General features: G+C 72.5%; 24 protein-coding genes. 12 read left to right on the top strand and 12 right to left on the bottom strand.

The window, feature by feature from the left end:
- The first annotated feature begins 36 nt into the window (after positions 1–36).
- Positions 37–1,206 carry an MFS transporter gene (locus FB388_RS31395; RefSeq protein WP_142105883.1) on the top strand — a complete coding sequence of 390 codons (1,170 nt, stop codon included), beginning with the start codon at positions 37–39 and terminating at the stop codon, positions 1,204–1,206.
- Here the strand turns inward: FB388_RS31395 and FB388_RS31400 are convergent, their stop codons facing one another.
- The gene (locus tag FB388_RS31400) at positions 1,207–1,725 is read right to left on the bottom strand and encodes a CinA family protein (RefSeq protein ID WP_246122556.1); all 519 of its coding nucleotides are present in this window, start codon (positions 1,723–1,725) and stop codon (positions 1,207–1,209) included.
- Positions 1,726–1,753: 28 nt separating this feature from the next.
- Positions 1,754–2,638 (bottom strand): DUF72 domain-containing protein, encoded by an 885-nt coding sequence (locus tag FB388_RS31405; protein ID WP_142105885.1) that lies wholly within the window; start codon positions 2,636–2,638, stop codon positions 1,754–1,756.
- 25 nt (positions 2,639–2,663) lie between these two features.
- On the opposite strand from FB388_RS31405, the gene FB388_RS31410 reads away from it, so the two are divergent.
- On the top strand, positions 2,664–3,344 hold the full coding sequence (locus FB388_RS31410; RefSeq protein ID WP_142105887.1) for an SDR family NAD(P)-dependent oxidoreductase: 681 nt from the start codon (positions 2,664–2,666) through the stop codon (positions 3,342–3,344).
- Complete coding sequence (locus FB388_RS31415; RefSeq protein ID WP_142105889.1) at positions 3,337–4,155, top strand: serine hydrolase domain-containing protein; 819 nt, start codon at positions 3,337–3,339, stop codon at positions 4,153–4,155. The genes FB388_RS31410 and FB388_RS31415 overlap by 8 nt, the downstream gene beginning before the upstream one ends.
- A 57-nt stretch (positions 4,156–4,212) precedes the next feature.
- On the opposite strand, the gene FB388_RS31420 is transcribed toward FB388_RS31415, so the two are convergent.
- Positions 4,213–4,512, bottom strand: a complete 300-nt coding sequence (locus tag FB388_RS31420; RefSeq protein WP_142105891.1) for a hypothetical protein — start codon at positions 4,510–4,512, stop codon at positions 4,213–4,215.
- 53 nt (positions 4,513–4,565) lie between these two features.
- Between FB388_RS31420 and FB388_RS31425 the strand changes: the two genes are divergently transcribed.
- The 4 genes from FB388_RS31425 to hrpA all read left to right on the top strand — a co-directional run bounded on the left by FB388_RS31425 (position 4,566) and on the right by hrpA (position 10,618).
- Positions 4,566–4,841, top strand: coding sequence for a hypothetical protein (locus FB388_RS31425; protein WP_142105893.1), 276 nt, complete (start codon positions 4,566–4,568; stop codon positions 4,839–4,841).
- Positions 4,842–4,877: 36 nt separating this feature from the next.
- Positions 4,878–5,672 carry an MBL fold metallo-hydrolase gene (locus FB388_RS31430; protein ID WP_142105895.1) on the top strand — a complete coding sequence of 265 codons (795 nt, stop codon included), beginning with the start codon at positions 4,878–4,880 and terminating at the stop codon, positions 5,670–5,672.
- Positions 5,673–6,223: 551 nt separating this feature from the next.
- On the top strand, positions 6,224–6,484 hold the full coding sequence (locus FB388_RS31435; RefSeq protein ID WP_142105897.1) for a hypothetical protein: 261 nt from the start codon (positions 6,224–6,226) through the stop codon (positions 6,482–6,484).
- 30 nt (positions 6,485–6,514) lie between these two features.
- Positions 6,515–10,618 (top strand): ATP-dependent RNA helicase HrpA, encoded by a 4,104-nt coding sequence (gene hrpA, locus FB388_RS31440; protein WP_142105899.1) that lies wholly within the window; start codon positions 6,515–6,517, stop codon positions 10,616–10,618.
- On the opposite strand, the gene FB388_RS31445 is transcribed toward hrpA, so the two are convergent.
- Positions 10,581–11,093 (bottom strand): MaoC family dehydratase, encoded by a 513-nt coding sequence (locus FB388_RS31445; RefSeq protein WP_142105901.1) that lies wholly within the window; start codon positions 11,091–11,093, stop codon positions 10,581–10,583. The two genes, hrpA and FB388_RS31445, sit on opposite strands and share 38 nt — an antisense overlap.
- A gap of 78 nt (positions 11,094–11,171) precedes the next feature.
- Between FB388_RS31445 and FB388_RS31450 the strand changes: the two genes are divergently transcribed.
- Both FB388_RS31450 and FB388_RS31455 read left to right on the top strand, forming a co-directional pair.
- Positions 11,172–12,500, top strand: coding sequence for a M20 family metallopeptidase (locus FB388_RS31450; RefSeq protein WP_142105903.1), 1,329 nt, complete (start codon positions 11,172–11,174; stop codon positions 12,498–12,500).
- Positions 12,501–12,511: 11 nt separating this feature from the next.
- Entirely contained in the window at positions 12,512–14,107 is a 1,596-nt protein-coding gene (locus tag FB388_RS31455; protein WP_142105905.1) for an AbgT family transporter, read from the top strand.
- 34 nt (positions 14,108–14,141) lie between these two features.
- On the opposite strand, the gene FB388_RS31460 is transcribed toward FB388_RS31455, so the two are convergent.
- The 7 genes from FB388_RS31460 to FB388_RS31490 all read right to left on the bottom strand — a co-directional run bounded on the left by FB388_RS31460 (position 14,142) and on the right by FB388_RS31490 (position 19,677).
- Complete coding sequence (locus FB388_RS31460; RefSeq protein ID WP_142105907.1) at positions 14,142–14,789, bottom strand: NIPSNAP family protein; 648 nt, start codon at positions 14,787–14,789, stop codon at positions 14,142–14,144.
- Positions 14,786–15,400, bottom strand: a complete 615-nt coding sequence (locus FB388_RS31465) for a TetR/AcrR family transcriptional regulator (protein ID WP_142105909.1) — start codon at positions 15,398–15,400, stop codon at positions 14,786–14,788. The genes FB388_RS31460 and FB388_RS31465 overlap by 4 nt, the downstream gene beginning before the upstream one ends.
- Positions 15,401–15,409: 9 nt before the next feature.
- The gene (locus FB388_RS31470) at positions 15,410–15,730 is read right to left on the bottom strand and encodes a DMT family transporter (protein ID WP_246122560.1); all 321 of its coding nucleotides are present in this window, start codon (positions 15,728–15,730) and stop codon (positions 15,410–15,412) included.
- Positions 15,731–15,770: 40 nt separating this feature from the next.
- Complete coding sequence (locus FB388_RS31475; RefSeq protein WP_211362297.1) at positions 15,771–16,433, bottom strand: FMN-dependent NADH-azoreductase; 663 nt, start codon at positions 16,431–16,433, stop codon at positions 15,771–15,773.
- A 66-nt stretch (positions 16,434–16,499) separates the two neighbouring features.
- A complete protein-coding gene (locus FB388_RS31480) occupies positions 16,500–17,381 on the bottom strand; it encodes a carbohydrate ABC transporter permease (protein ID WP_142105914.1) in 882 nt (293 codons plus the stop codon).
- Complete coding sequence (locus FB388_RS31485) at positions 17,378–18,328, bottom strand: carbohydrate ABC transporter permease (RefSeq protein ID WP_142105916.1); 951 nt, start codon at positions 18,326–18,328, stop codon at positions 17,378–17,380. The genes FB388_RS31480 and FB388_RS31485 overlap by 4 nt, the downstream gene beginning before the upstream one ends.
- Complete coding sequence (locus FB388_RS31490; RefSeq protein WP_246122562.1) at positions 18,325–19,677, bottom strand: ABC transporter substrate-binding protein; 1,353 nt, start codon at positions 19,675–19,677, stop codon at positions 18,325–18,327. Before FB388_RS31490 ends, FB388_RS31485 begins: the two co-directional genes overlap by 4 nt.
- A gap of 150 nt (positions 19,678–19,827) precedes the next feature.
- Here FB388_RS31490 and FB388_RS31495 point away from each other — a divergent pair, with 150 nt between their 5' ends.
- From FB388_RS31495 to FB388_RS31505, 3 genes are all read left to right on the top strand, one after another.
- The gene (locus FB388_RS31495) at positions 19,828–20,790 is read left to right on the top strand and encodes a sugar-binding transcriptional regulator (RefSeq protein WP_211362298.1); all 963 of its coding nucleotides are present in this window, start codon (positions 19,828–19,830) and stop codon (positions 20,788–20,790) included.
- Between the two features lie 16 nt (positions 20,791–20,806).
- Entirely contained in the window at positions 20,807–21,589 is a 783-nt protein-coding gene (locus tag FB388_RS31500) for a phosphotransferase (RefSeq protein WP_211362299.1), read from the top strand.
- 312 nt (positions 21,590–21,901) lie between these two features.
- Positions 21,902–23,059, top strand: coding sequence for a MalY/PatB family protein (locus tag FB388_RS31505; RefSeq protein ID WP_142105922.1), 1,158 nt, complete (start codon positions 21,902–21,904; stop codon positions 23,057–23,059).
- Positions 23,060–23,143: 84 nt separating this feature from the next.
- Here FB388_RS31505 and FB388_RS31510 read toward each other — a convergent pair whose 3' ends face one another.
- Entirely contained in the window at positions 23,144–24,310 is a 1,167-nt protein-coding gene (locus tag FB388_RS31510; RefSeq protein WP_142105924.1) for an epoxide hydrolase family protein, read from the bottom strand.
- Between the last annotated feature and the right edge of the window lie 103 nt (positions 24,311–24,413).

The following is a 24,413-nucleotide window of genomic DNA, read 5'->3' on the forward strand; positions in this document are numbered from 1 at the left end:
CGGGCATCGTCCCCGATCTCCGTTAGCATTGCTCATATGGCTCGTCCCGTACGAGCGGCTGTCGGCGCCGTCACCACGACGACGGCGTCCGTGCTGCCGGTCTTCCTGACCGGCGCGCTGACGGTGCAGATCTCCGCTGAGCTGGGGTTCGACCCGGCAGGCCTCGGCCTCGTCGTCGCCCTGTACTTCGGGATCAGCGCGGTGGCGTCACTGCCGTGCGGCTGGTTGGTCGAGCGGTACGGAGCCGGGCCGACGAGCCGGATCGCAGTGCTCGGCACTGCATGCGCGATGTCCGCGATCGCGGTGTTCGCACGGTCCTACCCGGCACTGGTCGCCATGCTGCTGTGCTGCGCGTGGTGCAACGTGCTGGGCCAGCTCTCGTCGAACCTCACGCTCGCCAGGCACGTACCGACCTCCCGGCTGGGGCTCTCCTTCGGCGTCAAGCAGGCGGCGATCCCGATCGCGACGCTGCTGTCGGGGGCGGCGGTGCCGGCGATCGCGCTGACGATCGGCTGGCGCTGGGCCTACCTCATCGCGACCGGGCTCGCCCTCGGCGCGTTGCTGCTGACGCCGCGCGGGTCGGACGGCCGGCAGCGGACCTCGGCGGCACGGGGCGAGCGAGCGACGGCAGCCCTGAGCGTCATCGGGCTGGCGGCCGGGTTCGGCGCGGGTGCCGCGACCGCGCTCGGGATCTTCCTCGTCGCGGCGGCCGTCGACCGCGGCATCGAGGCGGGCCTCGCCGGGCTCACGCTGACGATGGGCAGCGTCGTCGGCCTGACGCTGCGGCTGGTCAACGGCTGGCTCGCCGACCGGCGGTCGGGCGGTCACATCGCGGTCGTCGCCGGGAGCCTCGTGCTCGGCGCCGCCGGGGTCGTGCTGCTGGCCGTGCCGGGCACATTCGCGCTCGTGACCGGCACCGTGCTGGCCTTCGGGCTCGGCTGGTCGTGGCCGGGCCTGCTGCAGTTCGCGGTGGTGCGGCTGAATCCGGAGGCGCCCGCGGCGGCCACGTCGATCGTGCAGGTCGGCGTGTACGGCGGCGGGTTCGTGGGGCCGATCGCGTTCGGTTTCATCGCCGCGCACGCATCGTTCCCGGTGGCATGGCTGGTGAGCGGGGCGGCGATGCTGCTCGCCGGTGTCCTCATGGTGGTCGGGAGGCGGATGCTGATCGCGCATCGCAGCACCGCCGCGCAGCTCGCGCCATCCTGATCAGCTGCGCGCCTCCAGGCGCTCCACCAGCAGCGCCAGTGCCTCGCCTGCCGCCGTCACCAGTACCTCCCGCGGTTCGCCGTCCAGGTCCAGCTGCCGCACCTGCGGTTGCACGCCGTCGTCGACGGCGACGAACACCGTGCCCGGCTCCCGGCCGTCCTGGGCGTCCGGCCCGCCCGCCCCCGTCGCACTCACGGCGACGTCCGCCGCGAGGAGCCTGCGCACACCGCTCGCCATGGCTTCCGCGGCCTCCGGGCTCACGACCGGGCCGTCCGGCACGTCGAGCACGTCGTGCTTGACCTCGCTGGCGTAGGCCACCAGCGAACCCCGGAACCACTCGCTCGCCGACTCCGCAGCGGCCAGCGCGACGGCGATGTTGCCGCCGGTCAGTGACTCGGCCACGGCCACCGTCACCCCGTGGCGCCGGGCGAGCTCCGCCACCCGCCCGGCCAGCTCCTCGTGGCGCTCGTCGGCCGGTCGCGCGCGTTCCTGGTCGATCGTCGGCTCCTCTGCCTCCACGACGGCCCCGTACCCCGTCCGTGGCACGTCAACCCGCGCGCAGCCGCTCCTCGAGGGCGATCGCGTCGTAGGGGGCGTGCACCTTGACGTCGTTGTCGAAGTAGACGAACACGTCACGGCCCGCCGGCTCCGAGCGCCCGGGCGCGGCCACCGTGAACTCCCCCGTCGGCGCCTCCCCCGCTCGCCACGCCAACATCTTCGCCGCCCACGCATCCAGCGCATCGGGGGTGTAGCCGCTCGTGTAGAGTTCGGTGTCGCCGTGCAGCCGGACGTACACGAAGTCCGCCGTCACGTCCTCGAGGTGCGGCCACGTGCCCGCCGTGTCCGCCACCACGAGGGCGACCTCCTGCTCCCGCAGCAGCTCCACGAACTCCGCGCGGCAGAACGTCGGGTGCCGCACCTCCAGGGCGTGCCGCAGTGGCCGGTCGGCGTCGGTTTCGGTGTGCGCTCGGCCGTCGAGCCGCTCGTCATGCCTGGTCGCGAGCTCGACGGCGGCTCCGGTACTGCGCGGGAGCATGCGCAGGAAGGGCTCGATCCGCGCGGGGTCGAAGCGCATGCGCGGCGGCAGCTGCCACAGCACCGGTCCGAGCTTCGGGCCGAGCGCCAGCACCCCGGAGGCGAAGAAGTTGGCCAGCGGTGCCTCGACGTCGCGCAGCTGCTTGAGGTGGGTGATGAACCTCCCGCCCTTCACCGAGAACACGAAGCCGTCTGGCGTCTCGGCGGCCCACATCCGGTAGGACTCGGGGCGTTGCAGCGAGTAGAACGACCCGTTGATCTCGATGCTGCTCACCTGCCGCGAGAGGTACTCCAGCTCGCGGCGCTGGGCCAGGCCTTTCGGGTAGAACGTGCCGCGCCAGGGCGGGTAGCGCCACCCCGACGTCCCGACCCACGTCCGTGCCACCCGCGCGAGCATTCCAGGACGGGGGCAGGATGGCCGGGTGGATGCAGCGATCGTGACGGGCGCCGCCGGGGCCCTCGGGCACGCCGTGGTGGCGGAGTTCCGCGCCGCAGGCCGTCCGGTGGTGGCGCTGGACCGACCAGGGGAGCGGCTCGAGAAGCTCGGCGCGCAGGACGGCGTGCACGCCGTCCCCGTCGACCTCGCCGACCGGGCAGCGGTGCACGCGGCGTTCGCCGAGGTCGACGCGCTGCCGGTCACCCCGGGCGCACTGGTCGCGCTCGCAGGCGGGTTCGTGCCGGGCAACCTCGCCGAGGTCGACGAGGAGCAGCTCGACGGGCTATGGCGCTCCAACTTCGGCTCCGCCCTGTGGGCGGCGCAGGCGGTGGCGCCACGGCTCGCCGCACGCGGCGGGGGCGCGATCGTCACGGTCGGGTCGCGCACGGCGGTGAGCGGCGCCGCCACGGTGGCCCACGCCACGAGCAAGGCAGCGGTCGTCCGGCTCACCACGCTGCTGGCCGAGGAGCTGCGGGCCGACCGCATCCGGGTCAACGCGGTGCTGCCCTCGACGATCGACACGCCCGCCAACCGCACCTGGATGACGCCGAAGCAGGTCGAGCGGGCGGTCGCGCCGGAGGCGATCGCGAAGGTCATCGCGTTCCTCTGCGGTCCCGACGCCGCGCCGATCAGCGGCGCCGCGATCCCGGTGTACGGCGATGCCTGAGCTGCGGACGGCCGTCGGCGCCGTGCTCGACTGGCCGGTGGACCACGTCGCCGCAGCGGTGGTCGGACCATCCGGGGTGCGCGCCACCGCGGGCGACACCGAGCGGGAGTTCAAGCTCGCGTCCGTGACCAAGCCGCTCGCCGCGTACGCGGTGCTCGTGGCGGTCGAGGAGGGCGCGGTCGAGTGGGACACGCCGGCCGGCCCGGAGGGCTCGACGGTCCGCCACCTCGCCGCCCACACATCGGGCCTCTCGTTCGCCGACGGCGTGCAGCAGGCGAAGCCCGGAACGAGGCGGATCTACTCCAACGTCGGGTTCGAGGTGCTGGGCGAGACCGTCGCCGAGGCCGCCGGGATGCCGTTCGACCGCTATCTGCACGAAGCCGTACTCGCCCCGCTCGGGATGGCGGAGACCCGGCTGGAGGGCTCCCCCGCCGCCGGCGCCGTGTCGACGGCGGCCGACCTGGTCAGGTTCGCGACCGAGCTGCTCTCGCCAACCCTCGTGGACCGCGCCACCCTCGACGAGGCCACCAACGTCGCCTTCCCCGGGCTCGACGGCATCCTCCCCGGCTACGGCCGGCAGAAGCCCAACGACTGGGGCCTCGGCTTCGAGATCCGCGACGGCAAGTCACCCCATTGGACCGGCGCGAACAGCTCACCCCGCACCTTCGGCCACTTCGGCCAGTCCGGCACGTTCCTGTGGGTCGACCCCGATGCGCAGGCCGCCTGCGTGGTGCTGACGGACCGGGACTTCAGCAAGTGGGCGGTCGAAGCCTGGCCGCGGTACACGGACGGGGTCCTCGCCGCCTTGTGATTCCGACGAACGGCGCGTTCGTCGGTACCTATCCGACGAACGCGCCGTTCGTCAGAATCAGGTCTTGCTTCGCCCCTGACGGGGCGAGCGCTCGTCGCCCGGGTCCGGGGGCAGGTAGGGGCGCGCCCAGCTGTAGACCGTGGTCATCGGCAGGCCCACCAGCTCGGCGATGCGGGGCCACGACAGGCGGTCCCGGCCGTACAGCTCGGCGAGCAGGCGGCCGGTGCGCTCCGGCCCGAGCCTGGTGAGCTCGCCGGAGGCGCGGGCCGCCTCGATCAGTTCCTCGTCCGACAGGTCCTGGACATCCCGCGCGAGCAGGCGGGCGAGTTCCGCGAGCCGCTCGGCGTCCTGAGGCACGTGCCCGAAGCTAGTTGCGAAATCTTTCCGATTCTGAAAGCATCACCCGCGTGGTGACCAGCGGCACTGCATCGGGACACGTCGTCTACTCCGTCCACACCGCCCGGCCCGGCGAGATCGGGTCCGTCGAGATCGTGTTCACCAGCGAGCAGGAGGCCCGGGCGTACGCGCGGGACCGATCGCGGGACTGGCGGATCACCTCGGCCAGCGTCACGCGGTTCACGGTGGGCGAGCTGGGCACCAGGTACCCGGTCGGCTGGTTCGTCGACGGGACGGAGCAGGGCGAGCACTGGAACCGGCAGCTGTACCCGACGGACGGGTCCCACTGAAGCGCCGGGGCGCACGGAATCGGGGAACATCGCCGCATGCGCATCGGCGAGCTGCACCTGCACCCGGTCTCGGACGGCACGTTCGTGGCCCGGCCGGCGTACTTCGGCCCGCACGTGCCGCCGTCGGCCCACCCGGAGCTGTTCGACCGGCACGGCGCGGCGTGGCTGCCGCTCGGCTGCTTCCTGGTGCGGTCCGGGGACCGGCTCGTGCTCGTCGACACCGGGGAGGGGCCCGACTCCGACGAGCTGCCGCACGGGATGCGGATCGTCGGGGGCCAGCTGCTCACCGGGTTGCGGGCGCTCGGAGTCACACCCGCGGACGTCACCGACGTCGTCTGCACGCACCTGCACAGCGATCACGTGGGCTGGCTCTTCGACCTCGACGCCCGGCCGGTCTTCGCCCGTGCGACGGTCTGGTACGGCGCGGGTGACGATGGCCACTTCGTGCACGGGCCGGGCCGGATGCGCGAGCACGTCCGGCGGGGGTTCACCGACGGCGGGCGGACCCGTCCGATCGACCGCGACACGGTGGTGGCGCCGGGCGTCACGGCGGTGCTCGCGCCGGGGCACACACCGGGCCACCTGTGCGTGGTGCTCTCCTCGGGACGGGAGCGCGCGTTGCTGCTCGGCGACGCCGTGACCTGCCCCGTCCAGCTGGACGAGGCGAGCTGGCACTCGATGGGAGACGTCGACCCGGCCCTCGCCGACCGGACGCGGCAGCGGCTGTGGCGCGAGCTGGAGGACCCGGGGATCGTCGGTGTCGGCTCGCACTTCCCGGAGCTGCGGTTCGGCCGGGTGCTCGCCGGAGCCGGTCGCCACTGGTCGACCTGAACCGATCTCCGCCGCCGGGAATCATCCCCGGGGGTCACCCGTTGTACAGCCTGTCCGGACCGGGCGACCTGTGTCCCCGGGTCTCACATATAAAGAGCCTTCACGGAATACCAGTCCGGCTGGAGCCGTGTCGTGCCACGCGCCGCGAGGCGACCAGCGCTCGGTCCGGACACCTCGCGAGCCGGGAACAGATCCCGGCCCGGGAGGGTTGGAAGAACTGTCCGACGCCGGGCGACCCGTGTCCCCGGGTCCCACCCATCTGCCGCCCTACGAGGCGTGCCTTGCGCCGTGAGGCGACCGGCGCCCGGCTCGGACAGCTCCCGCCCACCTGCTTGCCGCATCCGGCGTTTCCCGCCGCCGTCGATGCGGCTGCCCGGGCGGCGCTGCCCCCGACAGCGCCGCCCCCCATCCTCGCTCGTCCGCCGGACGGGGACGAACGGCTCCCGCGGACCGCAAACCCGGCTTGAGCTGGGAATTTCCGGCCGCTCCGGGACGTTGTTACAAGTGGACGTGCTGGTTCGGCGTCCGTTCCACCGACAACGAGGGCAGCCATGAAGGGCGACCGAGTAGAGATCGTCATCGACGCCGGGAGCGGCACCACCCGCACCTACGAGATCGAGGCCACACGGGCCGGCCGGAAGGTCGCCATCACGCACGGCCGCGGGGTGATCGAGGTCAGCGAGATCACGCGCGGTGGGAGCACCGTGCGCACGGCTCGCTTCCTCGCCAACCGCGTGCTGGCGCTCGTCGAGCACCCCGCGGCCGACAACCCGGTCGCGGATGAGCTCGTTCCCGCCCTACGCTCGGTCTGACCCTCCCCACCAAGGCAGACTTTCGCACTGATGTCCTCTCCCGCGGCCCGAGCCGCTGACGCGCGCCCCGAGCCGGCCGACCCGTCCGAGCCGCGCGAGGGGCGGACCCGCCGTCCCCGCCGCCGCAGGCCACGTCCCCGCAACGAGGCGCCCGCGGTACCCGCCGGAGACCTCCCGCCCGTCGAGGATGCGGAGCTGGACGCGCTCGCCGAGCGCGTCCCCGCCCTCACCCTGCAGGAGGCGCACCGCCTCGGCCGGCGCCTCGACACGGTCCGCCGCACCCGCGACGTCACCGCGCGCGCCCGCGCCGGGGCCGGGATCAAGGCGGCGATCGAGACCGCCGAGCAGCGCATCGCCGCACGTCAGGCCGCGGTCCCCACGATCCGCTACCCGGAGGCCCTGCCGGTCAGCGCCCGTCGCGAGGACATCGCGGCGGCGATCCGCGACCACCAAGTCGTGATCGTCGCCGGTGAGACCGGCTCCGGGAAGACCACGCAGATCCCGAAGATCTGCCTCGAGCTCGGCCGTGGCGTGCGCGGGCTGATCGGCCACACCCAGCCCCGGCGGCTCGCCGCCCGCACCGTCGCGGCGCGCATCGCCGAGGAGCTGGGCACCGAGCTGGGCGACGCGGTCGGCTGGAAGGTGCGCTTCACCGACCACGTCGGCGAGAACACCCTGGTCAAGCTCATGACCGACGGCATCCTGCTCGCCGAGCTGGCGGGCGACAAGATGCTGCGCCAGTACGACACCCTCATCATCGACGAGGCCCACGAGCGCAGCCTCAACATCGACTTCATCCTGGGCTACCTCACCCAGCTGCTGCCACAGCGCCCCGACCTCAAGGTGATCATCACCTCCGCCACGATCGACGTGGACCGGTTCGCGAAGCACTTCGACGCACCGGTCGTGGAGGTCTCGGGGCGCAGCTACCCGGTGGAGACCCGGTACCGGCCGATCGTCGACCTGGACGACCCCGACCACGACCCGGACCGCGACCAGCTCGACGCCATCGGCGACGCGGTGGCGGAGCTGCAGCGCGAGGGCGACGGCGACATCCTCGTGTTCCTGCCCGGCGAGCGCGAGATCCGCGACACCACCGAGGCCCTCGCGAAACGCGACTTCCGGAACACCGAGCTCCTCCCCCTCTACGCGCGCCTCTCGACGGCCGAGCAGCACCGGGTGTTCGCTAAACTGCCGCACTCCGGCCGCCGGGTCGTGCTCGCCACGAACGTCGCCGAGACCTCGCTGACCGTCCCCGGCATCCGCTACGTCATCGACACGGGCACCGCGCGCATCTCCCGCTACTCGCGCCGGCTGAAGGTGCAGCGGCTGCCGATCGAGAAGGTGTCGCAGGCCAGCGCCAACCAGCGCGCCGGGCGCTGTGGCCGCGTGGCCGACGGCATCTGCATCCGCCTCTACTCCGAGGACGACTTCGATGCGCGCCCCGAGTTCACCGACCCGGAGATCCTGCGCACCAACCTCGCGTCGGTCGTCCTGCAGATGATCTCGCTCGACCTCGGGGAGCTCACCGAGTTCCCGTTCGTCGAGCGGCCGGACCCGCGCGCGGTCGCCGACGGCATCGCGCTGCTGCAGGAGCTGGGCGCGCTCGACGACCGCAAGCTCACAGCCGTGGGCCGCGCGCTCGCGGCGCTGCCGGTCGACCCGCGGCTGGGCCGCATGCTCGTCGAGGCCGACCGCAACGGCTGCCTGCGCGAGGTGCTCGTCATCGCCGCCGCGCTGTCGGTGCAGGACCCGCGCGAGCGCCCGGCCGAGCAGCGCCAGGCCGCCGACGCGAAGCACGCCCGGTTCAACGGGGAATGGACCGCGGGCGGCTCCACCCTCGACGCGGGCGGCTCGGACTTCCTCGCGTTCGTCAACCTCTGGCGCTACGTCGCCGAGCAGCGCGAGGAGCTGTCCGGCAACCGGTTCCGGCGGCTGCTGCGCGACGAGTTCCTGCACTACCTGCGCATCCGCGAGTGGCAGGACCTGCACGCCCAGCTCCGCCAGGCGGCGCGCAACGCGGGCCTCGCCCTCAACGAGGTCGACGCCGACCCCGACCGGATCCACATGGCGGTGCTGTCCGGGCTGCTCTCGCAGGTCGGGCTGCGCGACGACGGCCCCGAGCGAGGAGACCGCAACAAGGATCGGCGGAGCACCGGTCGCGAGTTCCTCGGCGCCCGCGGCGCCCGCTTCATGATCTTCCCCGGTTCGCCGCTGGCCAAGAAGCCGCCGCGCTGGGTGATGGCGGCCGAGCTGGTGGAGACGTCCCGGCTGTTCGCGCGCACCGCCGCGCGGATCCAGCCGGAGTGGATCGAGCCGCTCGCCGGGCACCTGGTCAAGCGGACGTACTCCGAGCCGCACTGGTCGCGCAAGCGGGCCGCCGCCGTCGCCACCGAGCGCGTCACGCTCTACGGGATCCCGATCGTCGTCGGCCGCAGCGTCGACTTCGGCCGCATCGACCCCGAGACCTCGCGCGACCTGTTCATCCGGCACGCACTCGTCGAGGGCGACTGGGACACCCGCCACCGCTTCTTCCACGCCAACCGCGAGCTGCTCGAAGACGTCGAGGAGCTGGAGCACCGCGCACGGCGGCGCGACCTCGTCGTCGACGAGGAGACCCTCGTCGCGTTCTACGAGGAGCGCATCCCGGCGCACGTCGTGTCCGGCCGGCACTTCGACTCGTGGTGGAAGAAGGAGTCGCGCAAGCACCCGGACCTGCTCGACTTCACCGAGGAGATGCTGCGCACGGCGCAGGCGGCCGGCGTCGACCGCTCCGCGTACCCCGACCACGTCGAGGCGGGCGGGCTCACGCTGCCGCTGTCCTACGCGTTCGAGCCCGGAGCGCGCAGCGATGGCGTCACCGTCGACGTCCCGGTGGCCGCGCTGCACCAGGTCGACCCCACGCCGTTCACCTGGCAGGTGCCGGGGCTGCGCGAGGAGCTGGTCACCGCCCTGATCCGCACGCTGCCCAAGCAGCTGCGCCGCCTCTACTCCCCGGCGCCCGACCACGCCCGCGCCGTGCTCGCACGGCTGCAGGCCGGGCAGGAGCCGCTGCTCGACGGCCTGGAGCGCGAGCTCGGCCGGATGCGCGGCGTGGAGATCCCCCGCGAGGCGTGGGAGCTGGATCGGCTCCCCGAGCACCTCACCGTGACGTTCCGGGTGGTCGACGAGGCCGGCCGGGAAGTGGCCCGGGGCACCGACCTGGAAGCGCTGCGGCGCAGGCTCGCGCCGAAGGTGCGCGAGGAGCTCGCCGCCGCGGGCGTCGACATCGAGAAGACCGGCGCCACCACCTGGTCGTTCGGCACGCTGCCGCGCGAGCACCCGATCAGGCGCGGCTCGCACACGGTCACCGGCTTCCCGGGCCTGGTCGACCGCGGCACGAGCGTCGACGTCCGGGTCTTCCCCACCGCGGCCGAGCGCGACCCGGCCCACCACCGCGGGGTCCGGCGGCTCCTGCTGCTGGAGACGTCCTCACCGGTGCGGCAGGTGCAGCGCGACCTGGACAACGCCGCGAAGCTCGCGCTGTCGCGCAACCCGCACGGTTCGGTCGCCGCGCTGCTCGACGACTGCGTCACGGCCGCGGCCCACCACCTGATCGCGGCGGCCGGTGGCCCGGCGTGGGACGAGCGGTCCTACGCCCGGCTGCGCAAGCTCTTCGCCGATCGCCTCGCCGCCACCACCCTGCAGGTGCTGCACGCCGTGCGCGGGGTGCTGGTGGTGTGGCACCGGGTGCAGGCGCAGCTGTCCGACCTGCGTGCCCCCGTGCTGGCCGCAGGCGTCGCGGACATCACCGCCCAGGTGAACGCCCTCGTCGGTCCGGGCTTCGCCACGGCGGCGGGCGCCAACCGGCTCGCCGACGTCGCGCGGTACCTGGAGGCCGTGGAGCGCCGGATCGAGAAGCTGCGCGCCGACCCGGCCCGCGACGCCGAGTGGACCGCGCAGGTCCGCGTGGTGTCCGACGAGTACGCCGCCGAGCTGGCCGCGTTGCCACCGGGCGTCGAGCCCGGTCCGGAGCTGCGCGAGATCCGCTGGATGATCGAGGAGCTGCGCGTCGGCCTCTACGCCCACCCGATGCGCACCCGCTACCCCGTCTCGATCAAACGGATCCAGAAGGCGATCGACGATCTGGCCTGACGGCGAGGAAGTTCATCGCCCGGAACGCGATCGGCGCCCCGCCGTCCTGGTTGAGCAGCTCGACCTGCGTCACGACCAGGCCCCGATCCGGCTTCGACCGGGACAGGCGCGTGTCGAGCACCGTCGCGCGCAGGTGCACCCGGTCGCCGGGCCGCAGCGGCACCTGCCAGCGCAGCTCGTCGATGCCGGGTGAGGCGAGGCTCGCCACCCGTGACAGGTAGTGGTCGGCGAGCAGCCGCATCGCGAGGCCCGCGGTGTGCCAGCCGCTGGCGATGAGCCCGCCGAACGGCCCGCCCAGCGCGAATGCCGGGTCGGTGTGGATGGGCTGCGGGTCGAACTCCTCCGCGAACCGGAGGATCTGCTCCTCGTCGACGTCGAGGTGGCCGTACTCGTACTGCGCGCCGGTGACGTAGTCGGCGAACCAGCGGTCGTCGATCGGTGCGGCGAAGTCGGTGGGGCCGAGCGAGCGGGTCATGCCCGCATCTTCGGCCAAGGAAGGTTCAACCGCTGTTGAAGGGTCCGCGCGCGATCGCTCCGGGTTAGGGTGCCGATCATGCGCGAGCCCGACCCCACCAGGCCGTCGCCGCCCGACGACGGCTACCTGCGCTCGCTCACCGCGGCCACCGAGCGCGCCGTGCGCGACGCGGAGCCGATCACCTCGGAGCACGCGGGCGCACCGGAGGAGGTCCGGGCAGCCGTGCTCGCCGCGGCCCGGGAGTACGGGGACGAGCTCGTCGCGCTCAGCCAGGACCTGCACGCCCACCCCGAGGAGGGCTACGCCGAGCACCGGTCGGTACGGGCGGTGGCTGCGTTGCTGGAACGGCACGGCCATCCCGCGAAGGTCGGGGTCGGCGGCCTGGACACCGCGCTCGTCGCGACCCGCGGCACCGGAGGCCCGCACATCGGCGTGCTCGCCGAGTACGACGCGCTCCCCGGGATCGGCCACGCGTGCGGTCACAACATCATCTGCGCCACGGCGGTCGGCGGCTTCCTCGCCGCCGCGCGGGTGCAGGAGCGGGTCGGCGGGCGCGTGTCGCTGATCGGGACGCCGGCCGAGGAGGGCGGCGGCGGCAAGGAGAAGCTGGCCCGCGCAGGCGTCTTCGACGACGTCGACGCCGTGATCATGCTCCACCCGTTCACGCACGACCTCGCGCTGCACCCGTTCCTCGGTCGGCGCCAGGTCGAGATGGTCTTCCACGGGGTCGCGTCGCACGCGTCCGCCCAGCCGTTCATGGGCCGCAACGCCCTCGACGCCGCGGTGGCGGCCTACCAGGGCATCGCGGCGCTGCGGCAGCACCTGCCCGGCAGCGACCGGCTGCACGGGATCTTCACCGACGGCGGCGCCCGCCCGAACGTGGTTCCCGAGCGGGCGGCGCTGCTGTTCTACGTCCGCTCGGCGGCGCCCGAGACGCTGCGGGACCTGGCCGCGCGGATGACGGAGATCGCGCACGGCGCGGCGGCGATGACCGGCTGTGGCGTCGAGCTGCACTGGGACCCGCTGCCGCCGTACCTGCCGATCCGGTTCAACCACGCGCTGGCCGCGCGGTGGGCCGTGAACCAGGAGCCGGTGGGCCGCCGGCCGCTGCCGCGCGGCGTCGTGCCGGACTTCCTGACCGGCTCGACCGACCTGGGCAACCTCAGCTACCGGATGCCCGCGATCCACCCGATGATCGCCGTGTCCGACCCGACCGTCGCCCTGCACACCACCGCGTTCGCCGAGGCCGCCGGCAGCCCGGCGGGCGACCTCGCGGTGCGCGACGGCGCCGTCGGCCTCGCGCTGACCGCCGTCGACTACCTGGCCGACGCCGAGCTGCGGGATGCCGTCGACGCCGAGTTCGCCGAGGCAGGCGGCCCACTGGACGTGCCCACGTACTTCGACTGACCGGAGGCCACGTGACCACCGCCAGCCCGTCGGCCCCCGGCCGCCTCGACCGCGCCCTGGACCGGATCGAACGCGTCGGCAACCGGCTCCCCGAGCCGTTCATGCTGTTCGTGCTGCTCACCCTCGTGGTGGCGGTGCTGTCCTCGCTGATGGCGGCGTTCGGCGTCACGGTCACGATCCCCGGCCAGGACGCGCCCACCCCGGTGCGCGGCGCGTTCACCGGGGCGGGGCTGGAGTTCTTCTTCACGGGACTGGCGGAGAACTTCATCGGCTTCCCGCCGCTGCGCACGGTCGTCACGATCATGCTGGCGGTCGGGCTCGCCGAGCGGTGCGGGATGCTCGCGGCGCTGATCCGGCTCGCGTTCTCGCGTGCTCCGCGCTGGCTGCTGCCCTACGCGCTGGGGTTCATCGGCGTCAGCGGCAGCGTCATGGCCGACTCGGCGTTCATCATCATCCCGCCGCTCGCGGCCATCGTGTTCAAGGCGGCGGGGCGGCACCCGGTGGCCGGGCTGATCGGCGGGTTCGCGGCCGTCGGCGCGGGCTACTCGACGTCGTTGCTGATCACGAGCCTCGACGCGTTGTTCGCCGGGATCACCAACGGGGTGGCGGCGACGCTGCCGAGCGCCGGCACGACGGTGACCCCCGTATCGAACTACTTCTTCAACGTCGCCTCCTCGATCGTGCTCAGCGTGCTCGCGGGGCTGATCATCGACCGGGTGGTGGAGCCGGGCCTCGTGCGCTCCGGCTTCCCGGACACCGAGGCCGAGCCCGACGACGCTGCGGACCGGAAGGCCACGAACCCGGAGGACCCGACCGCCGAGCCGGTGAGCGCGACCGTCACGGATGCCGAACGCCGCGGGCTCCGGGCGGCGGGCATCGCGCTGCTGGTGCTCGCAGTGGCGGTGCTCGCGCTGGTGCTCGCGCCGAACTCCCCGCTGCGCAACGACACCGGCGGCTACCTGCCGAAGTCACCGTTGCTGGACTCCGTGGTCACGCTGGTGTTCCTGGCGTTCTTCGTGCCCGCGCTCTTCTACGGGATCTTCGCCGGCACCATCCGGCGGGGCGCTGACGTGCCGCTGCTGATGGGCCGCGCCCTGAAGGACCTCTCCGGGTTCATCGTGCTCGCGTTCATCCTGGGCCAGTTCATCGCCCTCTTCGCCTGGACGAACATCGGCGCCTGGCTGGCCGTCTCCGGTGCGCAGCTGCTGGAGGCGATCGGGCTCACCGGCTATCCGGCGATCCTCGGGTTCATCGTCCTCGCGTCGCTGCTCAACCTGTTCATCGTGTCCGGCTCGAGCCTGTGGACGCTGATGGCGAGCGTGTTCGTGCCGCTGTTCCTGCTGCTCGGCTACGAGCCCGGGTTCGTGCAGGGCGCCTTCCGGGTGGGCGACGCGGCAACGCAGGTGATGACACCGCTCAACCCGTACATGATCGTGCTGCTGACCTTCGTGCGCCGCTACCAGCCGGCCGCCGGGCTGGGCACGGTGATCGCGAAGATGGTGCCCTTCGTGGTGCCGTTCTGGGTGGCGTGGGTGCTGGTGCTCACCGCCTTCTACGCCTTCGACATCCCGCTCGGGCCGGGCGTCGGCGTGCGGATCGGCGAGTAGCGGTGTCAGGACGGCCGCGAGGGTGACGCCTGGTTCAGCGCAGGGCCGAGCGCGGCGTGGGCTCCAGCTCGAGCAGCTGGACGGCTGTGGCACCCGTCTGCCAGCCCGGGTCTGCGTCGAGGCGCTCACGGGCGCTGCGAGCCGCCTCGCTGTCGGGGTAGGACGCGAACCACACGACCGCCTGCTCGTCGCGCACGGGCAGCGCCCCGAAGTCGTTGGGGAACGGCGCTGTGCGGGCCACGACGGGCCGCGCGCCGAGCAGACGCTCCGCGTCGGGTGCGGCGGGCTCCAGGCCCTCTCCGGTGCGGACCACCGCAAGCACTCGCGACGACCCCGGTGCACCGGCTGCGACGGCGGCGCGCGGCGCGTGCGGGAATCCCGCGCCGACCGGCTCCAACAGCAGCACGTCATCGAAGTCGATCATGGTGGCGTTCGCCGCATCGCGGTGCTGCTTCCACACCGGTCCGCCGTAGAAGCCGCTGAGCGCCGCGAGGCGGGTGGTCATGTCCGCGAACTCGCGGATCCAGACGAACCGGTCGGGATCGGCGAGGTCGCGGAACGTGCCGACGATCCGCGCCCCCAGCTCCTCCTGCGACTCGACGAGCTCCCGCTCGAACAGCTCGATCAGCTCGTCCCGGCGACCGGGGTGGAGGGTGTACTGCCGCAGCTCCAGGATCGTCACGAGCCGAGGCTATGGCCGGGGTCCGACAGCACCCGGCGGGCGAGGTGGGCGAGGGCCTCGGCGATCTGCGCGGGCGTCACCCCGCTCGCCAGCTGGTAGCGGAACACCTCGGCCGCGAGCGGCGCGAGCAGCGCGTCCACAAGAGCGTCCGGACCCGGCGTTCCCGCCTCCACGAGCAGCGACCGCACGTGGGCGCGCCAGAACCCGTACGAGCCGACCGCGAACCGCGCCGCGCCCGCGTCCACGGCGAGCACCAGCGGCAGGTGGCGGTCGAGGAACTCGACCATCGCGGCGTAGTACGCCGCCAGCCGTTCGGCGGGCGGGGCGCCGGGACCGAGCGGCGGGGCGCCGCGTATGAGCTTCTCCTGCAGGACCCGCTCGTCCTCGCCGAGCAGCGCGGACGCGATCGACACGATGTCGGGGTAGCGCCGGTAGAGCGTGGCCCGTCCGACGCCTGCGGCGCGGGCGACGTCGTCCATCGTGACGGCGCGCGGGTCCTCGCGGCTGCGGAACAGCTCGGCGGCGGCCGCGAGGACGCGCGCCCTGTTGCGGGCGGCGTCGGCGCGCTCGGCGGGCGGGGTGCCCACGCCCGGCGGATCGACGGCAGCCATCGGCCCAGGCTAATGAGCTGCGTGGGCCAGCAGCACGCCGCCCGTGATCAGCACGAGGGCTCCGATGCGGACCGGCGTGACCGGGTCGTGCTGAAGCGTCACGCCGAGCAGCACCGCGCCGGCGGCACCCATCCCGGTGAACACGACGTACGCCGTGCTGACCGGCACGCCGGCGGCCGTGGCCCGCGCGAGCAGCCAGATGATCGCGATGCACAGCGCGATGCACAGCACGCTCGGCCAGAGCCGCGTGAGCCCCTTCGTGGGCGGGATGCTCTGCGCCCACGCGATCTCGACAACACCGGCGGCGATCAGCCACAGCCAGCCGTTCACCTGTATCTGCCTTCCGGTCGTGCGTTCCTCGGTCGCCACTTCATGCCACCGCCGCCGTGGACGTCGCGACCAGCCGGTCGATCTCGGCCTCCGCGGCCGCCAGCGACGCATCGTGCTCGCCCCTGCGGTCCGCGAGCAGCGGGTCGACCAGCGAGTTGACCAGCTCGGCGGCCACCACGTCGACGTCGGTGACGGCGAAGTGCCCGTCGAAGAAGTCGCGCAGGTAGGTGGTGGCGTGCTCGACGGGGGCGCGCGGCGTGCCGGGCAGGTAGGTGCCGCCGCGCGCACAGACGACCACGAAGCGGGTGCCTGCCAGGGACATCCGCGGGAACGTGACCTGGTCGATCCACGCCTTGAGCACGGCCGGGACCGAGAAGTTGTACATCGGCGTGGCGACGAGCACGACGTCGGCGGCAAGCAGCTCGTCCAGCAGCGGGGCGACCACGGCCCACGCCGCCTGCTGCGCGGGGGTCTGCACGACCTCGGCGTAGCGGCGGAGGTCGGTGATCCGGCGGCGCATCACCTCGTCGCACAGCTCGGTCCACGCCTCACCGATGAACGGGACGGGATCGGCCGCGAGGTCGCGGTGCACGTAGCCGGCGCCGGGGTGCGCGGCGCGCCAGCCTTCGGCGAATCGCGCACCCAGGCGCCGGGAGAACGAGGTGGAGCGGGCGCTGGCGTCGAGGTGCAGCAACGTGGGCACGGCGGCCTCCAGGGGTAGAAGTGGACATTACGTCCAGTTCTACCCCTATACGGACAGCATGTCCAGTTACTTGATGGCCCCCAGCGACAGCCCCTGCACGAGCTTGTCCTGCGCCGCGAACCCGGCGATCAGCACCGGTAGCGACACCACCACCGATGCCGCGCACACCGTGGCCAGGAACAGACCCTGGCTGGTGACGAATCCGGTGAGGAACACGGGCGCGGTCTGCGCGACGGTCGCGGTGAGCACGCGCGCGAACAGCAGCTCGTTCCAGCTGAAGATGAAGCAGATCAACGACGTGGCCGCGATGCCGGGCAGCACCATCGGCGCGACCACCGTGCGCAGGGTCCGGGTGAGGTTGCAGCCGTCGATCGACGCCGCCTCGAGCACCTCCACCGGCACCTCGGCGAGGAACGAGCGCATCATCCACACCGCGATCGGCAGGTTCATCGAGGTGTACAGGATGATCAGCAACCAGATGTTGTCGAGCATCCCGATGCCCTGCGCGATCAGGTAGACGGGCAGCAGGCCGGCCACCACCGGCAGCATCTTCGTGGACAGGAAGAAGAACAGCACGTCGGTCCACTTGCGCACCGGCCGGATCGACAGCGCGTACGCCGCGGGGATCGAGAGCAGCAGCACCAGTGCCGTGGACAGCACGCTCGCGGTCAGCGAGTTGAGCAACGGCGGCCACGGGCTCGCGCCGGTCTGCGCGCCGAAGAAGTTCGCGTAGCCGTCCAGCGTGAGCGGCGCGAACAACGACGGCGGGTTCGTAGCGGCGTCGGCCTCGCTGTGGAACGACGTGAGCAGCATCCACAGCACCGGGACGATGAACAGGATGCCGACGAGCCAGGCCAGGACGCTGAGCAGCGTTCCCGTCCGGTTGGGTCGCGATGCCGACGCCGCCGGCGGCGCGGTACGCGGCGGCGCCTCGAGTGTGGTGGTCATCGGGCCCCCTCCTCACGGAACAGCGAAGACACGGTGCGCAGCGCGAACGTGGCGATGACGATCGTGCCGATCACGACGACCACGCCCGCCGCGGAGGCCCGGCCGTAGTCCTGCGCGTTGTAGAAGGTCTGGTAGATCGTGTACGGCAGGTTCGCCGTACCCAGACCACCTGAGGTGATCGTGAACACGGCGTCGAAGTTCTGCACGATGTAGATCGATCCGAGGAGCGCTCCGAGCTCCAGGTACTGGCGCAGGTGCGGCAGGGTCATGTGCCGGAAGATCTGCCAGCTGGAACAGCCGTCGATCCTGGCTGCCTCGATCACGTCCAGCGGCTTGCTCTGCAGCCCGGCCAGGATGATCAGCATCATGAACGGCGTCCACTGCCAGACCAGTGAGACGACGATCGCGGTGAGCGGCATCGTCGAGATCCAGTCCGGCTGCGGGGCGTTCTCCCCGAAGATCCACGTGAGCACGCCGTTGAAGAGGCCGTACTCCGGGTTGTAGAGCGCGTGCTTCCACACCAGTGCCGCGGCCACCGGCACCACGAGGAACGGGGTGATCATCATCGTGCGGACGACCCCGCGGCCGCGGAACGCGCGGTCCAGCAGCAGGGCGATGAGCAGGCCGAGCACGAGGCTGACCAGCACCACCGACACGGTGAGCTGGATCGTCGTGATGATCGAGTCCCGGGTGTTGACGTCGGTGAGCACGCGCCGGTAGTTGTCGAACCCGGTGAAACCGCGCTCGTCGGGGTAGTAGGCGTTCCAGTTCATGAACGAGATGACCAGCGTGATCACGAACGGCAGCTGGGTCACGATGATCAGGAAGATCAGCGCGGGCAGCAGCGGGGCGCGGCGGGCCCAGTCGCCCGCGCGGCGCAACGCCGCCTTCTCCTCGGCCGAGCGGTCCCACGCGGGGCCCGTGCGCGGCTGCACTTCGGTGCTCATGAGTTGCCCTCCGCCCGAGACCGGTACCGCTCCGCCACGTCGTCGGCCAGCTGCTGACCCCGGTCCAGCGCCTGATCGACCGTCACCAGCCCGGCGATCGCCGAGCTCACTTCCTGCGACACCTGCGTCCCGAGGTCGGGGAACTCCGGGATCCCGACGAACTGGATGCCGATCGCGGGCCGCGGCTGCACGCCGGGGTTGCGCGGGTCGGCGGTCTCGATGGCGTGCTTCGTCTGCTCGGCGAAGGCACCCGCCTCGGCGACGTACTGCGGGTTCTCGTAGGTGGACGCCCGCTTGCCCGCCGGCACGTCCGACCAGCCGACCTGCTCGCCGACCAGCTGCTCGTACTCCTTGCTCGACGCCCACGAGACGAACTTCCACGCGGCGTCCTTCTTCTCGCTGGCCGCCTGGATCCCCCAGGACCAGGCGTACAGCCACCCCGAGCTGTCGGTCTCGACCACCGGCGCGGGCGCGTAGCCGATCTTGCCGCGGACCGGCGAGTCGGCGGCCTCCAGCGAGCCCGCCGCGGACGTGGCGTCGTACCACATGGCGGCGTTGCCCTGGACCATGTTGTTCAGGCACTCCGTGAAGCCGGCCTGCGGCGCGCCCGCCTCGCCGTGCTCGCGCACCAGGTCGACGTAGAACTGCACCGCCTTCGTGAACTCGGGCGAGTTCACGCCCGCCTGCCAGTCGATGGTGAACCAGGTGCCGCCGAACGTGTTGACCACCGTTGTCAGCGGTGCGAAGACCTGGCCCCAGCCGGGCTGGCCGCGCAGGCAGATCCCGGCCATGCCGGGCTGGACGCCGTCGAGGCGGGCGGCGATGTCGGCCACCTGCTGCCACGTGGGCTGCTCCGGCATCGTGATCCCAGCGGCCTGCAGCACGTCGGCGCGGTACATGAGGAACGAGGACTCGCCGTAGAAGGGCTGGCCGTAGATCTGGCCGTCCGGGCCCTTCAGGGACTCGGTCATCGGCGGGAGGATGTCCGCCTGGTCGAAGGCCGGGTCGGCCGCGATGTAGGGGTCCATCGGCGCGATCCAGCCGCTGCGGGCGTAGATCGGGATCTCGAAGTTGGACAGCGACGCGACGTCGTACTGACCGGCCTGGCTGGAGAACTCCTGGCTGATCTTGTCGCGCACGTCGTTCTCGGGCAGCACCGTGAAGTTGACGGTGATACCGGTCGCTTTCGTGAAGTGCTCGGCCGTCAACCGCTGCAGGTCCACCATCTGCGGGTTGTTGACCATGAGCACGTTGATGCTGTTCGCCCCGCCGCCCCCGACGCTGCCGCCCCATCCCGCGCAGGCGGTGCTGGTCAGCAGCACGACGAGGGAGAGCAGCAGTGTTCGCATGCGCCGTCGCCTCATTGCGTCCCTCCGGCCTTGTGCTCAGATGAGCAAGCCCCTGATCACACGATCAGAGTGTGGCAACCAAGCAACCTCAACTCAATGGGCTGTGGAAGAATGGGCAAGGTTCCGCTCATATGAGCGCTGGAGGCAGCAGTGGCGATCGAGGGCAGCGCGCGCGGGCCGGCCCAGCTCGTGCTCACGGCATCGGTGGCGCGCCGGTACTACCTCGACGGCCGTTCCAAGGTCGAGATCGCGCAGGAGTTCGCCCTCAGCAGGTTCAAGGTAGCCCGGCTGCTCGACGACGCCCGCGCGAGCGGGCTCGTCCGGATCGAGATCGGCCACCCCGGGTCGGTCGACGTCGACCTGTCGGACCGGCTCATGTCGGCGCTCGGCCTGCGGCACTGCGTCGTCACCGACACCCCCGACGACGTGCCGGCCACCATGCGCGCCCACCTCGGCACGGCAGCGGCCGACCTGCTCTCCGAGATCGTCACGCCGGACGACGTGCTCGGCCTGTCCTGGGCGCGGTCGGTGAGCGCCATGGCCAACGCGTTGCAACGGCTCGCCCCCGTGCCCGTCGTCCAGCTCACGGGCGCGCTGGCCCGTCCGGGCGTCGACGACAGCTCGATCGAGGTGGTCCGCGACGTCGCCCGCGTGGCAGGCGGGCCCGCCTACTTCTTCTACGCACCGATGGCGGTGCCCGACGCCGCCACCGCACAGGCACTGCGGCGCCAGCCCGAGGTCGCCCAGGCGTTCTCCCGCATCGGGTCGGTCACCCGCGCCGTCGCGGGTGTCGGGGCGTGGGAACCGGAGCAGTCCACGCTGTTCGACGCCACCGGCGAGGCCGAGCGGCAGGAGCTGGCCCGCCGCGGGGTGTGCGCCGAGATCTCCGGCGTGCTCGTCGATGCGGACGGGAACCCCGTGCCCTCCGAGCTGACCGAGCGGATGATCGGTATCACGGCCGACCAGATGCGGGCCGTGCCAGAGGTGATCGCGATCGTGTACGGAGGGGCGAAGGTGCGAGCGGTGCTCGCCGCCGTGCGGGGCGGGATGGTGAACAGCCTGGTGACGCACTCGACGCTGGCCGAAGCGCTGATCGCCGCGGCAGCGGCATGAGAGCGGGGGCCTGACCGTGGAGGTGCCGCTGCTGGGCGGCACGGCCAACCGCGGGCGCGTGCACCGGGTGGGCGACACGGTCCGCCGCCCGCTGCGGCCCACGAGCGGTGCCACCCACGCGCTGCTGCGCCACCTCGAGGAGGTCGGCTTCGACGGGGCGCCGCGCGTGCTCGGCGTCGACGAGGCCGGCCGGGAGGTGCTGAGCTACGTGCCCGGGCAGGCCGTCACCGCCCCGGCGCCCGCCTGGGGTCTCACCGACGAGGCGCTGCGCAGCGTCGGACGGCTGCTGCGCCGCTTCCACGACGCCGCGGCGGCGTTCGACCCGGCGCCGTACCACTGGTCGCACCCGGCGCCCGCCCCGTTCGACGGTGGCGGCATCGCCCACAACGACCCGAACCTCGACAACGTGGTCTTCCGCGACGGCCGGGCCGTCGCGCTCATCGACTTCGACCTGGCCGGGCCCGGTTCGCCCGTCTGGGACGTCGCGGCCGCCGCCCGGCTGTGGGCACCGCTGCGCGACCCGGTCGACACCGCCGACGTCCGCCGCGGCCGGGAGCTCGAGCGCACCCGGATCCTCCTGGACGCGTACGGCCTGGACGACGCCGGACGGGCGGCCTTCTTCCGCGCCCTGCGGGACTCCCATTCCTGGATGGGCGAGATCGTGCGCGACGGCGCAGCCCGCGGCGTCCCCGGCTTCGCCGAGTACTGGACGCCGGAGGCGGCGGCCCGCCAGGAGCGGACCGTCGCGTGGTTCGCCGACAACGCCGACGCGATCGAGAAGGCCGTCCGGTCCTCGTGAGCGGATACCCGAGCTGCAGCCGGGAGCAGCACGGCCTCGTAGCCCACTCCCACCATGATCAATGCTTCATGAGGCCGAAGCGGGCTACTCACGCCGATCTCCGCAGCTCACGCACGCGTTCTCGGCCCACGCTTCCCGTCGACCGGTCCCGTGGCCCGACAAGGGGTGCACGAGCCCAAACCAGGTGCGCGACCGACACCGGCCTCCTGGCAGCAAGAGGCCTGGACGCCAGAGCACTGGAACCCGACCTCACTCCGGCCGACATGCCGAGGAACTGCCGGCCCCGCCCTGCTCGAACCTAGGGTGGACCGCATGCTCGACCCGCTGTTCGACGACCTGAGCATCGAGGACCTGCGGCGGCGGCCGGGCTCGAAGTGGCGCGTGGACCCGGACGTGCTCCCCGCGTGGGTGGCGGACATGGACTTCCCGGTCGCACCGGTGATCGCCGACGCCATCGAGCACGCGGTGCGCCGCGGCGACCTCGGCTACCCGCGCTGGGAGGACGGGCACCCGCTGCGCTTCGCGTTCGCCGACCGGATGCGCGAGCGCTACGGATGGCGGGTCGACGTGGCCGACGTCCGCGAGCACACCGACGTCGTGCAGGCCGTGCAGGTCCTGCTGCACCTCGGGACGGCAGCGGGTGACGCGGTCGCCGTCCACAGCCCGACCTACCCGCCGTTCCACCACACCGTGGGTGCGATGGGCCGCAAACGCGTGGACGTGCCGTTCCGCCGGACACCCGTCGGCTGGGACGCGAACACCGCGGGCCTGGCCGACGCCGTCGCCGCCCACGACTGCCGCGCGCTCCTGCTGGTCAACCCGCACAACCCGACCGGCCGCGTGCTCACCCGCGACGAGCTCGGTGAGATCGCCGCGATCGCCCGCCGGCACGACCTGCTCGTCATCAGCGACGAGATCCACGCCGAGCTGACGTTCCCGCCGCACGAGCACGTGCCGTTCGCCTCGCTCGACGCCGACGCCGCCGCCCGCACGGTGACGCTCACGTCGGCGAGCAAGGCGTTCAACCTGGCCGGGCTGCGCTGCTCGGTGGCGCACTTCGGGCCACCGCGGCTCCTCGCCCTGCGCGACGCGGAGCCGACCGAGCTGTTCGGGACGGTCTCCACGCTCGCCGTGGTGGCCGCCGTCGCGGCGTGGCGGCACGGCGGCGACTGGCAGGACCGGCTCCTGCGCGTGCTGGACCGCAACCGGCGGATGGCGGCAGAGGCCGTAGCGTCCTGGACCAGCGACCCGGACCCGATGCCGGAGGCCACCTACCTGTACTGGTTCGCCGCCGAACCGCTCGGCCTCGGCGACGACCCCGTCGCCGAGGTGCTCGCCCGCGCCCGGGTGCTGCTCAGCGGCGGGCCGATCTTCGGCGAGGACGGCAGGCGCTACCTGCGGCTGAACTACGCCACCAGCGCGGCCGTGCTGGCCGACGTGCTCGAACGGGTCCGGTCCCTCCCCGGATGAGGATGGCGCGCACGGGCACGAGCCGTGATCGGCGGAACTGGTGCCAGGGACGTCGGATCCGTCGCCCCGGCACCAACTCCGTGATCAGCCAAGGACGATCGCGGTGAACGCGCGCAGGTCGGCGACCAGCAGGTCCGGGGCGTCCTGCGCCGACCAGTGCGAGCCGCGGTCGTACAGGTTCCAGCTGACGATGCTGTGGTGGTCGCGCTCGGCGAACGACCGGATCGGGTGCATGTCGAACGCGAACCCGCAGTAGCCGATCGGCACCGTGGTCGGCTCGGTCGGGTGGGTCGCGCGCCGGTCCTCGTAGTAGAGGCGCATCGAGGACGCGGCGGTGCCGGTCAGCCAGTACAGCGCGGCGTTCTCGACGAGGTGGCGGTCGCTCGCGCCGCCGTGGAGCAGCTGCGCGATCCAGCCCAGCTGGCCGGCGGGCGAGTCCAGCAGCGCATGCGCCAGGTGGTGCGGCTTCGTGCTCTGCAGGACGTTGAACGCCGACTCCTCGGCGAGCCAGTTGTCGAGGAACGCCAGGTACTCCCGGTCCTCGTCGGACAGGTTCTCGAACTCCGCCGGGTCACCGCTGGGGAACGAGAAGATCTGGGTGACGTGCACGCCGAGCACCGAGTCGGGGAACCGGCGGCCCAGCTCCGGTCCGATGAGCGAACCCGCGTCGTTGCCGTGCACGAAGTAGCGGTCGTAGCCGGCCCTGCGCATCAGCTCGGCCATCGCGTCGGCGATGCGGTACCGGTTCCACCCGAGCTCCGTCGTCGGCCCGGAGAACCCGAAACCGGGCAGCGACGGCAGGACCACGTGGTAGGCGACCGCGTCCGGGTCCGCCGGGTTCGTGAGCTCGTCGAGGACGTCGAGGTACTCCAGCACCGAGTTCGGCCAGCCGTGCAGCAGGATCAGCGGCACGGCGTCGGCCCGCGGCGACCGGGCGTGCACGGCGTGCACCTGCTGGCCGTCGATGCGGGTCAGGATGTTCGGGTAGGCGTTGATGCGAACCTCGACCTCCCTCCAGTCCGTCGCCGACCACATCTCCACCAGCCGCCGCACCAGCGAGCCGGGAACGCCGAGCGCGAACTCGGGAGGGAACGGTCCGGTCTGCACGGCACCCTCGGGCACCGGCAGGTCGTCGAGGAACCGCGTGCGGCGCAGGCGGGCGGCCAGATCGTCGAGCGCGTCCTGGGGAACCGCGATCCGGTGTGCGACGAGGGCGTCCGACGCGGCGGGAGCGGGATCGGTGACGGTCATGGGGTCCTCTCGGGTGGTCGGCCGCCGGCGCGGCAGCGGCGACCAGAGTGGTCGGCCGCGACCCGGTCCCGGTAGGTGACGGTGTCGTGGTGGGCCCGCTGAC

The organism is Pseudonocardia cypriaca, from assembly GCF_006717045.1.
Classification (GTDB): domain Bacteria; phylum Actinomycetota; class Actinomycetes; order Mycobacteriales; family Pseudonocardiaceae; genus Pseudonocardia; species Pseudonocardia cypriaca.

What these genes read in the sequence shown, in the direction of transcription:
- FB388_RS31395 (WP_142105883.1), top strand. Translation starts at nt 37, where the DNA reads ATGGCTCGTCCCGTACGAGCGGCTGTCGGCGCCGTCACCACGACGACG.
- FB388_RS31405 (WP_142105885.1), bottom strand. Translation starts at nt 2,638, where the DNA reads ATGCTCGCGCGGGTGGCACGGACGTGGGTCGGGACGTCGGGGTGGCGC.
- FB388_RS31415 (WP_142105889.1), top strand. Translation starts at nt 3,337, where the DNA reads ATGCCTGAGCTGCGGACGGCCGTCGGCGCCGTGCTCGACTGGCCGGTG.
- FB388_RS31430 (WP_142105895.1), top strand. Translation starts at nt 4,878, where the DNA reads ATGCGCATCGGCGAGCTGCACCTGCACCCGGTCTCGGACGGCACGTTC.
- FB388_RS31435 (WP_142105897.1), top strand. Translation starts at nt 6,224, where the DNA reads ATGAAGGGCGACCGAGTAGAGATCGTCATCGACGCCGGGAGCGGCACC.
- hrpA (WP_142105899.1), top strand. Translation starts at nt 6,515, where the DNA reads ATGTCCTCTCCCGCGGCCCGAGCCGCTGACGCGCGCCCCGAGCCGGCC.
- FB388_RS31445 (WP_142105901.1), bottom strand. Translation starts at nt 11,093, where the DNA reads ATGACCCGCTCGCTCGGCCCCACCGACTTCGCCGCACCGATCGACGAC.
- FB388_RS31450 (WP_142105903.1), top strand. Translation starts at nt 11,172, where the DNA reads ATGCGCGAGCCCGACCCCACCAGGCCGTCGCCGCCCGACGACGGCTAC.
- FB388_RS31465 (WP_142105909.1), bottom strand. Translation starts at nt 15,400, where the DNA reads ATGGCTGCCGTCGATCCGCCGGGCGTGGGCACCCCGCCCGCCGAGCGC.
- FB388_RS31480 (WP_142105914.1), bottom strand. Translation starts at nt 17,381, where the DNA reads ATGACCACCACACTCGAGGCGCCGCCGCGTACCGCGCCGCCGGCGGCG.
- FB388_RS31485 (WP_142105916.1), bottom strand. Translation starts at nt 18,328, where the DNA reads ATGAGCACCGAAGTGCAGCCGCGCACGGGCCCCGCGTGGGACCGCTCG.
- FB388_RS31490 (WP_246122562.1), bottom strand. Translation starts at nt 19,677, where the DNA reads ATGCGAACACTGCTGCTCTCCCTCGTCGTGCTGCTGACCAGCACCGCC.
- FB388_RS31505 (WP_142105922.1), top strand. Translation starts at nt 21,902, where the DNA reads ATGCTCGACCCGCTGTTCGACGACCTGAGCATCGAGGACCTGCGGCGG.
- FB388_RS31510 (WP_142105924.1), bottom strand. Translation starts at nt 24,310, where the DNA reads ATGACCGTCACCGATCCCGCTCCCGCCGCGTCGGACGCCCTCGTCGCA.